The organism is Enterobacter sp. CPE_E1241 (assembly GCF_045618265.1).
Taxonomy (GTDB): domain Bacteria; phylum Pseudomonadota; class Gammaproteobacteria; order Enterobacterales; family Enterobacteriaceae; genus Enterobacter; species Enterobacter adelaidei.
This window is the reverse complement of the sequence record NZ_JBIWYV010000001.1, coordinates 1,783,746-1,796,322: the sequence shown is the minus strand read 5'-3', so window position 1 is coordinate 1,796,322 and position 12,577 is coordinate 1,783,746. Positions and strand designations below refer to the sequence as shown.

The 12,577-nt window shown below is 54.3% G+C and carries 11 protein-coding genes, 2 tRNA genes and 4 other RNA genes; 10 read left to right on the top strand and 7 right to left on the bottom strand.

Annotated features, from left to right (window positions below):
- Window positions 1-56: 56 nt before the first annotated feature.
- Window positions 57-995 carry a glyoxylate/hydroxypyruvate reductase GhrA gene (gene ghrA / locus ACJ9Y9_RS08650; protein WP_028019097.1) on the bottom strand — a complete coding sequence of 313 codons (939 nt, stop codon included), beginning with the start codon at window positions 993-995 and terminating at the stop codon, window positions 57-59.
- Between the two features lie 232 nt (window positions 996-1,227).
- Here ghrA and ACJ9Y9_RS08645 point away from each other — a divergent pair.
- The 3 genes from ACJ9Y9_RS08645 (at window position 1,228) to ACJ9Y9_RS08635 (ending at window position 1,681) form a co-directional block, all read left to right on the top strand.
- Window positions 1,228-1,315 (top strand) — tRNA-Ser (locus tag ACJ9Y9_RS08645).
- 46 nt (window positions 1,316-1,361) lie between these two features.
- A non-coding RNA gene (locus tag ACJ9Y9_RS08640) (RtT sRNA) lies at window positions 1,362-1,498 on the top strand.
- Between the two features lie 46 nt (window positions 1,499-1,544).
- Window positions 1,545-1,681: non-coding RNA, RtT sRNA (locus ACJ9Y9_RS08635), on the top strand.
- Between the two features lie 315 nt (window positions 1,682-1,996).
- Here ACJ9Y9_RS08635 and ACJ9Y9_RS08630 read toward each other — a convergent pair.
- Window positions 1,997-2,902, bottom strand: coding sequence for a LysR family transcriptional regulator (locus tag ACJ9Y9_RS08630; RefSeq protein WP_407226084.1), 906 nt, complete (start codon window positions 2,900-2,902; stop codon window positions 1,997-1,999).
- 109 nt (window positions 2,903-3,011) lie between these two features.
- Between ACJ9Y9_RS08630 and ACJ9Y9_RS08625 the strand changes: the two genes are divergently transcribed.
- The 6 genes from ACJ9Y9_RS08625 to ACJ9Y9_RS08600 all read left to right on the top strand — a co-directional run bounded on the left by ACJ9Y9_RS08625 (window position 3,012) and on the right by ACJ9Y9_RS08600 (window position 6,015).
- Window positions 3,012-3,872 (top strand): pirin family protein, encoded by an 861-nt coding sequence (locus ACJ9Y9_RS08625; RefSeq protein WP_028019099.1) that lies wholly within the window; start codon window positions 3,012-3,014, stop codon window positions 3,870-3,872.
- A 20-nt stretch (window positions 3,873-3,892) separates the two neighbouring features.
- Window positions 3,893-4,570 carry an isochorismatase family protein gene (locus tag ACJ9Y9_RS08620; RefSeq protein WP_028019100.1) on the top strand — a complete coding sequence of 226 codons (678 nt, stop codon included), beginning with the start codon at window positions 3,893-3,895 and terminating at the stop codon, window positions 4,568-4,570.
- Between the two features lie 137 nt (window positions 4,571-4,707).
- Window positions 4,708-4,795 (top strand) — tRNA-Ser (locus tag ACJ9Y9_RS08615).
- A gap of 46 nt (window positions 4,796-4,841) precedes the next feature.
- A non-coding RNA gene (locus ACJ9Y9_RS08610) (RtT sRNA) lies at window positions 4,842-4,978 on the top strand.
- A gap of 46 nt (window positions 4,979-5,024) precedes the next feature.
- Window positions 5,025-5,161, top strand: a non-coding RNA gene (locus ACJ9Y9_RS08605) — RtT sRNA.
- 170 nt (window positions 5,162-5,331) lie between these two features.
- Complete coding sequence (locus ACJ9Y9_RS08600; RefSeq protein ID WP_315959264.1) at window positions 5,332-6,015, top strand: DUF2076 domain-containing protein; 684 nt, start codon at window positions 5,332-5,334, stop codon at window positions 6,013-6,015.
- A gap of 81 nt (window positions 6,016-6,096) precedes the next feature.
- Here the strand turns inward: ACJ9Y9_RS08600 and phoH are convergent, their stop codons facing one another.
- The 4 genes from phoH to efeU all read right to left on the bottom strand — a co-directional run bounded on the left by phoH (window position 6,097) and on the right by efeU (window position 10,677).
- The gene (phoH, locus tag ACJ9Y9_RS08595; RefSeq protein WP_008503509.1) at window positions 6,097-6,885 is read right to left on the bottom strand and encodes a phosphate starvation-inducible protein PhoH; all 789 of its coding nucleotides are present in this window, start codon (window positions 6,883-6,885) and stop codon (window positions 6,097-6,099) included.
- Window positions 6,886-7,386: 501 nt separating this feature from the next.
- On the bottom strand, window positions 7,387-8,670 hold the full coding sequence (efeB, locus tag ACJ9Y9_RS08590; RefSeq protein ID WP_028019102.1) for an iron uptake transporter deferrochelatase/peroxidase subunit: 1,284 nt from the start codon (window positions 8,668-8,670) through the stop codon (window positions 7,387-7,389).
- Between the two features lie 5 nt (window positions 8,671-8,675).
- Window positions 8,676-9,803, bottom strand: a complete 1,128-nt coding sequence (efeO, locus tag ACJ9Y9_RS08585) for an iron uptake system protein EfeO (protein WP_028019103.1) — start codon at window positions 9,801-9,803, stop codon at window positions 8,676-8,678.
- A gap of 40 nt (window positions 9,804-9,843) precedes the next feature.
- The gene (efeU, locus tag ACJ9Y9_RS08580; RefSeq protein ID WP_028019104.1) at window positions 9,844-10,677 is read right to left on the bottom strand and encodes an iron uptake transporter permease EfeU; all 834 of its coding nucleotides are present in this window, start codon (window positions 10,675-10,677) and stop codon (window positions 9,844-9,846) included.
- A gap of 257 nt (window positions 10,678-10,934) precedes the next feature.
- Between efeU and ACJ9Y9_RS08575 the strand changes: the two genes are divergently transcribed.
- Window positions 10,935-12,119 carry a NupC/NupG family nucleoside CNT transporter gene (locus tag ACJ9Y9_RS08575; RefSeq protein WP_028019106.1) on the top strand — a complete coding sequence of 395 codons (1,185 nt, stop codon included), beginning with the start codon at window positions 10,935-10,937 and terminating at the stop codon, window positions 12,117-12,119.
- Between the two features lie 31 nt (window positions 12,120-12,150).
- Here ACJ9Y9_RS08575 and ACJ9Y9_RS08570 read toward each other — a convergent pair whose 3' ends face one another.
- On the bottom strand, window positions 12,151-12,570 hold the full coding sequence (locus ACJ9Y9_RS08570; protein WP_028019107.1) for a DUF3574 domain-containing protein: 420 nt from the start codon (window positions 12,568-12,570) through the stop codon (window positions 12,151-12,153).
- Between the last annotated feature and the right edge of the window lie 7 nt (window positions 12,571-12,577).

The window sequence follows — 12,577 nt, the reverse complement described above, 5'->3', positions numbered from 1 at the left end:
AATAGCAGTTATCAGCGGCGAATATTAGCAAAAACCCGGCGAACGCCGGGTTTCTCTCAGTAGCCGCGCTGCCTGTCGACCTGTCCGGTGACTGCCTTACCCTTTTCCATTTCGCTGATGGTAAGGGATATATACGCCACCGCTTCTGCCGGACGCGTCACGGCAGCCACGTGCGGGGTCATGGCCACACGCGGATGCGCCCACAGAGGACTTTCCGCAGGCAGCGGCTCGCGGCTGTAGACATCCAGCATGGCGCCTTTTAGCTTTCCGCTGTCCAGGGCCTTCAGCAAATCGGGCTCGACCAAATGCACACCACGCGCCAGGTTCATCAGGTAGCTCTCATCGGCTAACAGGTTGAGCAACGCTTCATTGATAATCCCTACCGTTTCCGCCGTATTAGGCAGCAGGTTAATCAGCACGCGCGTGCCTTTCAGAAAGGCCGGCAGTTCATCTGCTCCGGCAAAGCTCTCTACGCCCGGATAATCTTTGCGGGTGCGGCTCCAGCAGCGCAACGGAAAGCCCCACGGTGCGAGCGCTTCAGCCACTTTTGACCCCAGCACACCAGCACCGAGGATACCAATGGTAAAATCTTCGCGCTGATAATCAGGCAGCGGTTCCCAGTGGGATTGCTGTTTTAATGCCTGATAGTCATCAAAGCGGCGGAACCAGTGCAGAACCTGGCTCACGGCATACTCCTGCATTTGCTGGCCCATACCGGTGTCTTCGAGGCGGAAAAGAGGAATATCTTCCGGCAGCATTTCCGGGTGAGCCTTCAGCTTGCTCAGAATGGAGTCCACACCGGCGCCCAGGGCAAAGACAGCTTTCAGTTTACGCCCCTGCAGCATTTCTACCGGCGGATGCCAGACCAGCGCGTAGTCAGCATGTTCGTTGTCACCCCGCTTCCACTCGCGAACGCGTGCGCCGGGTAACGCCGCGGTAAGCGCCTTGATCCAGTATGCCGCATCAAACGTGGGGTGATAGAAGAGTATATCCATAGTCATTCCTGCCTTTTATTGCGCTGAATTATTTTGATTTTCAACTGGATTGCCAGCATAACAAATTTATTGCGCGACTGTGCTGCTGATAAAAAAGACGCTTTCAGCACATTTAAGAATCAGGTTGCCTGAAGTTTGTCTAAACACGCTAAATTACTGAAAAAGTGAGTTGACGGCAGTTCGGCTTTTCCTTACATTAGCGCCCGTCCCGACAACAACGGGATGACAATATGGTGAGGTGTCCGAGTGGCTGAAGGAGCACGCCTGGAAAGTGTGTATACGGCAACGTATCGGGGGTTCGAATCCCCCCCTCACCGCCATATTTAAAGAAGAGCTCGCATGAAAATGCGGGCTTTTTTTTCGCATGTCGCACTCATGCAGGGGGGATGAGAATCCCCGACCGGGGTTCGACAACTGGCGACAGCCAGTTGGACAGACTGAGAGCGCAGCGAACAGGCTGCCCGCAGGGCGAGCAAAGCGAGTCAATCCCCCCCTCACCGCCATATTTAAAGAAGAGCTCGTACGAAAGTACGGGCTTTTTTTTCGCATGTTGCACTCATGCAGGGGGGATGAGAATCCCCGACCGGGGTTCGACAACTGGCGACAGCCAGTTGGACAGACTGAGAGCGCAGCGAACAGGCTGCCCGCAGGGCGAGCAAAGCGAGTCAATCCCCCCCTCACCGCCATATTTAAAGAAGAGCTCGTACGAAAGTACGGGCTTTTTTTTCGCATGTTGCACTCATGCAGGGGGATGAGAATCCCCGACCGGGGTTCGACAACTGGCGACAGCCAGTTGGACAGACTGAGAGCGCAGCGAACAGGCTGCCGGCAGGGCGAGCAAAGCGAGTCAATCCCCCCCTCACCGCCATATTTAAAGAAGAGCTCGTACGAAAGTACGGGCTTTTTTTTCGCATGTTGCACTCTGCGGGGGGGGTGAGAATCCTGACGCTCCCTGCGCTCTTTATGTCGGGTGGCGCTGCGCTTACCCGACCTACAAAAAACTATTCTTCAACCATCTTCGCATATTCTTCGGTCAGAAAATCCACCAGCGTCCTGACAGAAGGTAACAACCCGCGTCTTGATGGATAAACAGCGTGAATCACTTCCCGTCGGGGTTCCCAGGCCTCAAGTACCCGAATCAGTTCGCCTGACGCCAGCTGATCCTTCACCATCAAAATCGGCAGCTGCACCACGCCGATGCCAGCCATGGCAGCTTCACGTAGCGCAAGCATATCGGTGGTGATCAATCGAGGGTAATAATGGATCTCCGCTTTAGCACCTCCAGGCCCGGACAGCGCCCATTTATGAATATGTTTCCCCTCGTTCATGCTTAGCCCGGGCCAGGCACTGAGTTCAGACGGGGCTATCGGTTCTCCCATGCGTTGAATCAACGCCGGACTCGCGACCAGACAATGCCCCCTGTCAGCCAGCACCCTTAACACCAGCTCGCTGTCATCAAACGGGCGAGGGCGGACGCGGATCGCGATATCCACGCCCTCTCCCACCAGGTCTACCCGTCGATTGGTCGCCTCAAGCTGAAGATTGATGCCGGGATAACGCGCCATAAATCTTGCCAGCATCGGACCAACATGGACATGCAACAGGGTTATCGGGCAGGTGATCCTGACAATGCCGCGCGGTTCTGCCTGCAGTGCCGCCACGGCCTCTTCTGCCGCCTCCGCCTCCACCATCATCGCTTTACAGTGCTGATAGAAGGTCTGCCCGACCTCAGTCACCGTAAATTGCCGGGTTGTTCGGTGGATGAGCCGCACGCCAAGGCGCTCTTCCAACTGCGCGATCCGGCGGCTTAGCCTGGACTTTGGCAGGTCAAGCGCCCTTCCCGCCGCCGCAAAGCCACCGTAATCCACCACCTTCACAAACCAGACGAAGTCATTGAGATCCTGCATAAATCCTCATCGTTCCATTATTAGAACAGTGAATGCCATTTTCACTATCTACCGGGATATTAAACCTGAATATAAGCTAATTGCATCAACAGAACATCAGGAGTTCATCATGAAAAACGTAACAGGTATTTATACCGCTCCCCGACAGCACTGGGTGGGCGACGGTTTCCCGGTCCGTTCAATGTTCTCTTATCAGACGCACGGGGAGCCTCTCAGCCCGTTCCTGCTGCTGGACTACGCGGGCCCATACACCTTTCCGGCAGATGGTGCGAAACGCGGCGTAGGCCAACATCCTCACCGGGGTTTCGAAACGGTCACTATCGTCTATTCCGGTGAAGTCGAGCATCGTGACTCCACGGGCAAAGGCGGTGTAATTGGCCCCGGCGACGTGCAGTGGATGACGGCAGGCGCAGGCATTTTGCACGAGGAGTTCCACTCCAGCGCGTTCTCGCAGAAAGGCGGAGAACTCAAAATGATGCAGCTTTGGGTCAACCTTCCGGCGAAAGACAAGATGGCGGCCCCGGGCTACCAGAGCATCACCAAAAGCGACATTCCAGTCGTGACGCTTTTGGATAACAGCGGCACGCTGAGAGTTATTGCCGGTCGCTACCAGGATGTGACCGGCCCGGCTCACACCTTTTCACCGCTGAATGTCTGGGATATTGCGCTGAATCAGGGAAGCCATTTGACGCTCAATCAGCCAGAAGGCTGGAGCGCCGCGCTGGTGGTACTGGAAGGTAACGTCACGGTAAACGGCACGGCTGAAGCGGGTGAAGCGCAACTGGTCGTCTTAAGCCAGCAAGGCGACAAAGTGCATCTGGAAGCCAGTAGCGATGCAAAAGTGCTGCTGATGGCCGGTGAGCCACTGAACGAACCCATTGTGGGCTACGGCCCGTTTGTCATGAACAGTAAAAGCGAAATCAACGAAGCCATTCGTGATTTCAACTCCGGCCGCTTCGGCCAGATCTGAACGTAATAAAGGAGAAGAAAATGTCCACACCTGCAAATTTCAACGGAGCGCGTCCGGTTATTGATGTGAACGATGCGGTGATGTTGCTTATCGATCACCAGAGCGGTCTTTTCCAGACCGTTGGGGATATGCCAATGCCGGAACTGCGTGCCCGTGCGGCAGCGCTGGCAAAGATCGCTACCCTGGCGAAGATCCCGGTAATCACGACAGCATCCGTTCCCCAGGGGCCGAACGGCCCGCTTATCCCGGAAATCCACGCCAACGCGCCGCATGCGCAGTACGTACCACGTAAAGGAGAGATTAACGCCTGGGATAACCCGGAATTTGTGGCGGCAGTGAAAGCCACCGGGCGCAGCACGCTGATTATCGCGGGTACCATCACCAGCGTTTGCATGGCTTTCCCGTCAATTAGTGCGGTTGCTGATGGTTATAAAGTCTTTGCGGTGATCGATGCGTCCGGTACCTACAGCAAAATGGCACAAGAGATCACCCTGGCTCGTGTCGTCCAGGCTGGCGTAGTGCCAATGGATACAGCGGCAGTCGCCTCAGAAATCCAGCGAACCTGGAACCGTGAAGACGCGGCCAAGTGGGCCGAGGTGTATACCCACATCTTCCCGGCTTATCAGCTGTTGATCGAAAGCTACGGCAAAGCACAGGAAGTGGTAAAAAACAGCGAAGTGCTCGATTCACAGCGTTAATCCGGCTCTAAGCGACATGAGCTGATTAAGGCTTAACCGAACAGGCACTAAAGCAGAAAATCTGCTTGACCGTTTTAGCGCAACTCCCTATAGTAGCGCCCCGTTGCCCCCCAAGCGGTCAGGCAGCAAAACAATATGGTGAGGTGTCCGAGTGGCTGAAGGAGCACGCCTGGAAAGTGTGTATACGGCAACGTATCGGGGGTTCGAATCCCCCCCTCACCGCCATATTTAAAGAAGAGCTCGCACGAAAGTGCGGGCTTTTTTTTCGCATGTTGCACTCATGCAGGGGGGATGAGAATCCCCGACCGGGGTTCGACAACTGGCGACAGCCAGTTGGACAGACTGAGAGCGCAGCGAACAGGCTGCCCGCAGGGCGAGCAAAGCGAGTCAATCCCCCCCTCACCGCCATCTTTAAAGAAGAGCTCGCATGAAAATGCGGGCTTTTTTTTCGCATGTTGCACTCATGCAGGGGGGATGAGAATCCCCGACCGGGGTTCGACAACTGGCGACAGCCAGTTGGACAGACTGAGAGCGCAGCGAACAGGCTGCCCGCAGGGCGAGCAAAGCGAGTCAATCCCCCCCTCACCGCCATATTTAAAGAAGAGCTCGTACGAAAGTACGGGCTTTTTTTTCGCCCAAAAGCAGAGCGAGTTTCAGCTAACTTGCAACCAATCTTAAACAAACATTTCACTCTCCAGACACAGTTTATCACCGCTGATAAACTAGGTGGTATCCCCCCTGGAGAGCGGAAGGTTATTGTCATGCAATATGAAGAACAGCAGCTAATCAACGGCCTTTTCGAACGTCTGAAACAGACCGGACAACAAAACAGCCAACGGGATGCCGATGCAGAGCGTCAGATCGCGGAATTCGTCAGACAGCAGCCTGCGGCCCCCTACTATATGGCGCAATCGATTTTGATTCAGGAAGCGGCGCTGAAACGCCTACAGTCCCGGGTTCAGGAGCTTGAAAGCGAATTAGCCGCGCAAAAAAGCAAACCCTCGACGGGCGGCAGTTTCCTCGGCGGCCTGTTTGGTGGCGGGAAAAGCAACCCGCAGCCGGACAACAGCTGGAATGCCCAGCAGCAACAGCCACCGGCGCAGGATTATTCACGGGCGGCAGCGCCAGCTTCGGCTCCTCGCGGCGGCAGTTTTATGGCAGGCGCGCTGCAAACAGCCGCTGGCGTGGCCGGTGGCGTCGTGCTGGCCGAGATGCTGACCAGTATGTTCCATCAGTCGCGGCCGGAAGAGATCGTGAACATCATCGAAGAACCGACAACGCCCGCCGGTAATGAGCCGTTTATCGGTAATCAATACGGCGACTTTAATAATGTCTCTGACACCCGCTTCCTCAACCAGGACGATCCGTTCGGCAATAATAACGACACCTGGCAGAACGACGATGCAGATGACGACTACAGCGATGATGACGACAGTTTTATTTAACGACGTTAGCTAAAGTGACTTTAAACATACAAGGGAAAAGAACAAAGCCCGGTTTCCCGGGCTTTGAACAGAACAACAAACTCAATAATACGCTTGCAGCGTGCGCTGACACAGCGCCGATCGCACGCAGTCATCTTTGGTGAAGCGGACCACCCCAATCATCTCATCTTCCTCAAAACGTGACATAGCGTCGCTCAGTCCGGATTTCACGCCGGATGGCAGGTCACACTGGGTAATATCGCCGTTAACGATAACCGTCACGTTCTCCCCGAGGCGCGTCAAAAACATCTTCATTTGCGCAGCGGTCACGTTCTGAGCCTCGTCAAGAATGACGACCGCATTTTCAAATGTACGTCCGCGCATATAGGCGAACGGCGCGATTTCCACCTTGCCAATCTCTGGCCGCAGGCAGTACTGCATAAAGGAAGCCCCCAGTCGTTTCACCAGCACGTCGTAGACGGGCCTGAAGTATGGGGCAAACTTCTCCGAAATGTCTCCGGGCAAGAAGCCGAGATCTTCATCAGCTTGCAGTACCGGACGGGTGACAATAATCCTCTCCACGTCCTTATGGATCAGCGCTTCCGCCGCTTTGGCTGCACTGATCCAGGTTTTCCCGCATCCGGCTTCACCGGTTGCAAAGATGAGCTGTTTACTCTCGATAGCATTCAGGTAGTGCGCCTGAGCCTCATTGCGCGCCACAATTGGAGAATTGTCACGGCTGTCCCGCGCCATGCCAATTGCTTCTACGCCACTCATCTGCACAAGCGAGGTGACCGATTCTTCTTCACGCTGTTTATGGCTACGTGAATCCCGTCTCAGCACACGTTTTGCTTCGCGACGAGCTTTGATCACTGCTTTTTGTCTTCCCATGGATAGCACCTTGAGTTGTTGGTATTCATCACACGCGCCAGTTTCAGCACGATTATGCGCACGAACATCAGAGGGTTGGCTTCCTTGTAAGCCATTGCTTGCTTTATCGGATGACGATACGGAACAGCTACGCGCACCGTTCTGCACGTCGGTCGAATGAGATTCTTGAGGAAGGGGGGAGAATTTAGTGGTGAGGAAATCGCTGCCGGAGTCTGAGCCTCCGCGCCGGGTGCTGCGGTTGTTGTGTTTACCATGTCCAGTACAGGACGCAACCATTCGCGATCTCCATAGTGATTCAGCATCACTGCCGGGAACTACCGCTGTCTTATCTTAATTACATCAGGTGTTATCATAAATGCAACATTTATTTTACCTGATTGCAACCTTTAAGACTGTCCCTACAGTTGAAATCAGTCTCATACAGAAATATTACAGAAATATAACAACAGAATTGTCATATGAAAAAATAATGTCCCTGCGAACGTGGCGCAGGGACAGCGATCAGGCCTCAATCAGCCCTTGAGCGAGATACGCGTGTTGATCGCGTACGCCTGGCAGGGCAAAGAAATAGCCGCCGCCGATAGGTTTAATGTACTCTTCCAGCGCTTCTCCATTTAGCCGCTTCTGCACGGTCAGGAAGCCTTTTTCCAGATCGTGCTGATAGCAGACGAACAGCAGCCCCATATCAAGCTGGCCGGAGTTGGTTACGCCCAGAGAGTAGCTGTAGCCACGGCGCATCATCAGGCTGGACTGCGTCTCTTTGGTGCGCGGATTAGCCAGACGAATATGGCTGTCCAGCGCAATCACATCGCCATTCGGATCGCCGGCGTAGTCGGGCACATCATGCTCATTCTTCATGCCCAGCGGTGCCCCACTCTGCTTATCACGACCAAAAATCGTCTGCTGCTCTTTGAGCGGTGTGCGGTCCCAGAACTCCACGTGGAACTGAATAATCCGCACGGCCTGATAACTTCCCCCAACGGCCCATGTCGGTTCGCCCTGATCGGCAGTGACCCACACCACCTCCTTCATGAGCGCACCATCGTGGCTGTCCGGGTTGGCCGTACCGTCCTTAAAGCCCAGCAGGTTAACCGGTGTCTCTTTCCCTTTACTGCGGGCAGCATGGTCTGAGATAAACCCTTCCCGTTTCCAGCGCACGCTCAACAGATCCGGCGTGTGCTTGATAATATCCCGAAGGGCGTGGATCACCGTGTCCTGGCTATTGGCGCAAATCTGCAGAAGCAGGTCACCGTGACAAAGAGCAGCGTCCAGCGAGTCATTCGGGAAACGCGTCATTTTCTGCAGCGCTTTTGGCTTCTGTTTTGCCAGTCCATAGCGCGCATCAAACAGCGATTCACCGAGCGAAACGGTCATCGTCAGGTTATCCGGGGCGATAAACGGCCCCAGGATACCGGAGTCCATGGGCGGAAGACGCGGATTTGGCGTTTCCGGTGCCGGCCCGCCTGTGGTGAGAAACGCGATACGTGTCGTCAGCAGACGGAACAGACGCTCCAGATCCGCTTTATCACTCGCCAGTGAGTCAAATGCCACCAGCATCATCGACGCCTGCTGCGGTGTCAGAATGCCCGACTGATGTTCACCGTAAAACGGCTGCGTCTCCATGCGAGCATTAGGGGACAGCGTGCCGGGCGCGCTTTGCGGTTTCGCCGCATGCGCCACCGGACACCCACCAGCCAGCGCAAGAGCGCCCCCCAGCGCCCCTACCCCTTTTAGCAACCGACGACGTGAAGGCTCAACCACCTCGCTTTCGTTATGCTTATTCATCGTGCTTAGTCCAGACCCAGTACGCCACGCAGCAGGGAGAGATCTTCCGCCAGGGCGGTAATCGGGCCTTTAAGCGCGTTGCGGTCGGCATCGGTCAGCTTATCGTAGGTTTCAAAGCCGTCTTTGGTACGATACTTCGCCAGAATGGCGTCGACTTTTTTGAAGTTAGCATCCACTTTAGCCAGAAGTTCGCCGTTCTCTTTCTGCAGTTGAGGACGCAGCAGATCGACAATTTTTTGTGAACCGTCAACGTTAGCCTGGAAATCCCACAGGTCGGTATGGCTGTAGCGATCTTCTTCACCGCTGATTTTGCTCGCGGCCACTTCTTCAATCAGCCCTGCGGCACCGCCCACCACTTTTGACGGCGGGAAGGCCAGCTCGCTGATGCGCTTTTGTAGCTCCAGCACATCACCGTTCAGCTGCTCAGCGTATTTCTCCATCCCTTTGGTGGAGTTGTCGCCAAACAGGGCTTTCTCCAGACGGTGGAAACCGGTGAATTTCGGATCGGCCGCTTTCTGCTCGAAATCGTCTTCGCGGGCATCAATGCTGCCATCAAGGTCAGAGAACAACTCGGCAATCGGCTCGATACGCTCGTAGTGCTGACGGGTTGGCGCATAGAGGGATTTCGCTTTTTCGATATCACCTGCTTTCACCGCATCGGTAAAGGCTTTGGTACCCGCAACCAGGTCGGCCGTCTCTTTGGAGACATACGCTTTATAGGCGGTAATCGCCTCACCCAGGCTCAGCACCGCCGCACCTTTCGTCGCATCGGCCGTTGCTTCACCTTTGACGATCAGCTTACCTTTAGGGTTAGTCAGCAGACCGCAGGTCATCTCATACTCGCCCGGCTGCAGGTTGGCGGTCATCTTCTGGCTGAAGCCAGGAGCGATATTTTCGCGCTCTTCCACCACCAGTACACCCTTCAGAATTTCCCACTCCAGCGCCTTCTGGCTGTGGTTCTGGATAATAAACTGGGTCTTGCCGCTGTTAACCGTGAGGGTCATCGGCTCACACTGCTTGTCATTGACGGTGACTTTAACCTGAGGAACATCCGCACCCCAGGCGGAGAATGCAGAAGCGAACAGCGCGGCGATGCCTGCGCATAATGCACTACGACGGAACTGAATTGCCATGGCTCTTCCCTTTAAAAGTATGTTGTAACTAAAGCAAATATTATGGTGTAACGCGCGACGCCTGCGTGCCGGTACGCGGCGGCATTGCGAACAGCACCAGCGCCGGAATGAGATAGATAAAGTACATCGCCACTTCGCTGATGCTCGGGGTTTCCTGATAACCGAAGATGCCTTCGAGCAGAGTGCCGGTCAGTGAATGAGTGGAAAGAACGTTGCTGAGATCAAACGCCACGTCCTGGAAATGGTTCCACAGGCCCGCTTCATGGAAGGCGCGAATCGCCCCTGCCGCCAGCCCTGCCGCCACCAGCAGAATAAACAGACTCGTCCACTTGAAGAAGGCCCCCAGGTTAAGGCGAATGCCGCCCCAGTAGAGCAGGAAACCCAGCACCACAGCCGTAGCAAGGCCCAGCATCGCACCTAACGGCGGCCAAATGCCGACATCCTGCTGAAACGCCGCCAGCAGGAAGAAAACGGACTCCAGGCCTTCACGCGCGACGGCGAAAAAGACCATCATGATCAGCGCCCAGCCGTGGTTATTGCTCTTTTGCAGGGCGTTATCCACCGCCTGCTCCAGCTGTACCTTTACGTTACGGGAGACTTTACGCATCCAGAACACCATCCAGGTGAGGATCACCACCGCGATCACCGCAACGATGCCTTCAAACAGCTCCTGCTCTTTCTGCGGGAATTCACCGGTGGTTTCATTGATCAGGATGCCCAGGCCCAGACAGAGCGCCGCGGCAAGGAACACCCCCACCCACATGACGCCAATCCAGCGTCCGCGCTGGGTTCGCTTCAGATAACTGGCGATGAGACTGACGATGAGGGCAGCTTCGAGCCCTTCACGCAACATAATGAGAAATGGAACAAACATGCCGACACCTTAAATGTTTATCGCAGTCAACTGATGCAAAGAAAGGTAAATTCTTGTGATAGTGATTATCATTACGGCGAAGAGAAAAACAAGCGAAATGTGTGTTGTTTTGATGACGAGTTGTAAACGCAAAGTCTGGTAATAGTTGCCATCGTTATCGTTATCGTTAAGTTTATAAGTTATAACGAAAATGCCCATTTACGGTTAATCAGGGCTGTGGCTAAATACCTGCCTCAAACACCTGGTGAAAATTAATTATGTTTAAGATTGTCCATTTCCTGCTGGCGCTGGTGATTATTCTTGCGCTGGCCTGGCTGGTGAGTTTCGACCGCCGAAAAGTTCGCATTCGTTTTGTTTTACAGCTGATTGTCATTGAGATTGCTCTGGCGTTCTTTTTCCTGCACGCCGAAAGCGGGTTATTCCTGATTAAATACGTCTCAGGGTTTTTTGAATCACTGCTGAAATTTGCTGCCGAAGGCACCAATTTTGTCTTTGGCGGGATGGGTGAAAAAGGGCTGGCGTTCATTTTCCTCGGCGTACTTTGTCCGATTATTTTTATTTCCGCGCTGATCGGTATTCTGCAACACTGGCGAATTCTGCCGATATTTATTCGGGTGATCGGCACGCTGCTGTCAAAACTGAACGGTATGGGCAAACTGGAATCCTTTAATGCGGTGAGTTCATTGATCCTCGGCCAGTCTGAAAACTTCATTGCCTACAAAGGCGTGCTGGGCGATCTCTCCTCACGTCGTCTCTTCACGATGGCAGCTACAGCCATGTCGACAGTCTCTTTGTCGATTGTTGGCGCCTATATGACCATGCTCGATGCCAAATTTGTGGTGGCGGCGCTGATTCTGAACATGTTCAGCACTTTTATTATTCTCTCCGTCATCAACCCGGCGCGCCCGGAAGCGGAGCCGGATATCAAACTTGAAAAACTGCATGAATCCCAGAGCTTCTTCGAAATGCTCGGCGAGTATATTCTGGCCGGTTTTAAAGTGGCGATGATTATTCTGGCGATGCTGATTGGCTTTATTGCCCTTATTAGCGCCGTTAACGCCCTCTTCTCCAGCCTGTTTGGCATGAGCTTCCAGCAAATCCTGGGGTATGTATTTTATCCCCTGGCGTGGCTGGTGGGCATTCCTCTGAGCGATGCCTTAAATGCGGGCAGTATTATGGCAACCAAACTGGTGGCGAATGAATTTGTGGCGATGATTGAGCTGCAAAAAATCGCCCATGAGATGTCACCGCGCGGGCTGGGTATTTTGTCCATCTTCCTGGTGTCGTTCGCGAACTTTGCATCCATCGGCATTGTGGCCGGGGCGATTAAAGGCCTGAACGAGCAGCAGGGGAACGTGGTGTCACGTTTTGGTTTGCGTCTGGTGTATGGCGCGACGCTGGTGAGTCTGCTGTCAGCGAGTTTTGCGGGTTTAGTGTTGTAAATGAGAACGGCGGGATATCCCGCCGTTGTGATTAAAACTGCACGCAAACCGGCTGGTCGACACGCATCACCGATTCCTGCGCGAAGCGGGATTTATAAATCCCGCGTAACGCTTCGATGTTCTTTTCACTCTGCGCATCTTTACCGTGGATCAGCATCAATGCTTTACTCGGTTCACGCGCCACTTTCCCGTCGTTCCCCAACCACTGCCCACGCGCATCAAATACCGTCAGACCATCACGAAAACGCGGTGTAACGTCCTGATCAACAAACTGCTGCCACTCGTTACTGGTGATCTGCGCCCCAGCCGGACGGTTCAGTCCGAAATAGAGCGTGGTTTGCTGCATCTGGTTATCCGCTTTGCAGGTCTCTACCGCCGCGTGTTGCGATGGCGCAGTGCAGCCAGCCAGCATCAATAATGCCGCTGCCATTACCCCTGTTTTGATTGTCATGCTTCGC

Excerpts from the sequence above, each read along its gene's own strand:
- ghrA (WP_028019097.1), bottom strand. The coding sequence starts at position 995 with ATGGATATACTCTTCTATCACCCCACGTTTGATGCGGCATACTGGATC.
- ACJ9Y9_RS08630 (WP_407226084.1), bottom strand. The coding sequence starts at position 2,902 with ATGCAGGATCTCAATGACTTCGTCTGGTTTGTGAAGGTGGTGGATTAC.
- ACJ9Y9_RS08625 (WP_028019099.1), top strand. The coding sequence starts at position 3,012 with ATGAAAAACGTAACAGGTATTTATACCGCTCCCCGACAGCACTGGGTG.
- ACJ9Y9_RS08620 (WP_028019100.1), top strand. The coding sequence starts at position 3,893 with ATGTCCACACCTGCAAATTTCAACGGAGCGCGTCCGGTTATTGATGTG.
- ACJ9Y9_RS08600 (WP_315959264.1), top strand. The coding sequence starts at position 5,332 with ATGCAATATGAAGAACAGCAGCTAATCAACGGCCTTTTCGAACGTCTG.
- phoH (WP_008503509.1), bottom strand. The coding sequence starts at position 6,885 with ATGGGAAGACAAAAAGCAGTGATCAAAGCTCGTCGCGAAGCAAAACGT.
- efeB (WP_028019102.1), bottom strand. The coding sequence starts at position 8,670 with ATGAATAAGCATAACGAAAGCGAGGTGGTTGAGCCTTCACGTCGTCGG.
- efeO (WP_028019103.1), bottom strand. The coding sequence starts at position 9,803 with ATGGCAATTCAGTTCCGTCGTAGTGCATTATGCGCAGGCATCGCCGCG.
- efeU (WP_028019104.1), bottom strand. The coding sequence starts at position 10,677 with ATGTTTGTTCCATTTCTCATTATGTTGCGTGAAGGGCTCGAAGCTGCC.
- ACJ9Y9_RS08575 (WP_028019106.1), top strand. The coding sequence starts at position 10,935 with ATGTTTAAGATTGTCCATTTCCTGCTGGCGCTGGTGATTATTCTTGCG.
- ACJ9Y9_RS08570 (WP_028019107.1), bottom strand. The coding sequence starts at position 12,570 with ATGACAATCAAAACAGGGGTAATGGCAGCGGCATTATTGATGCTGGCT.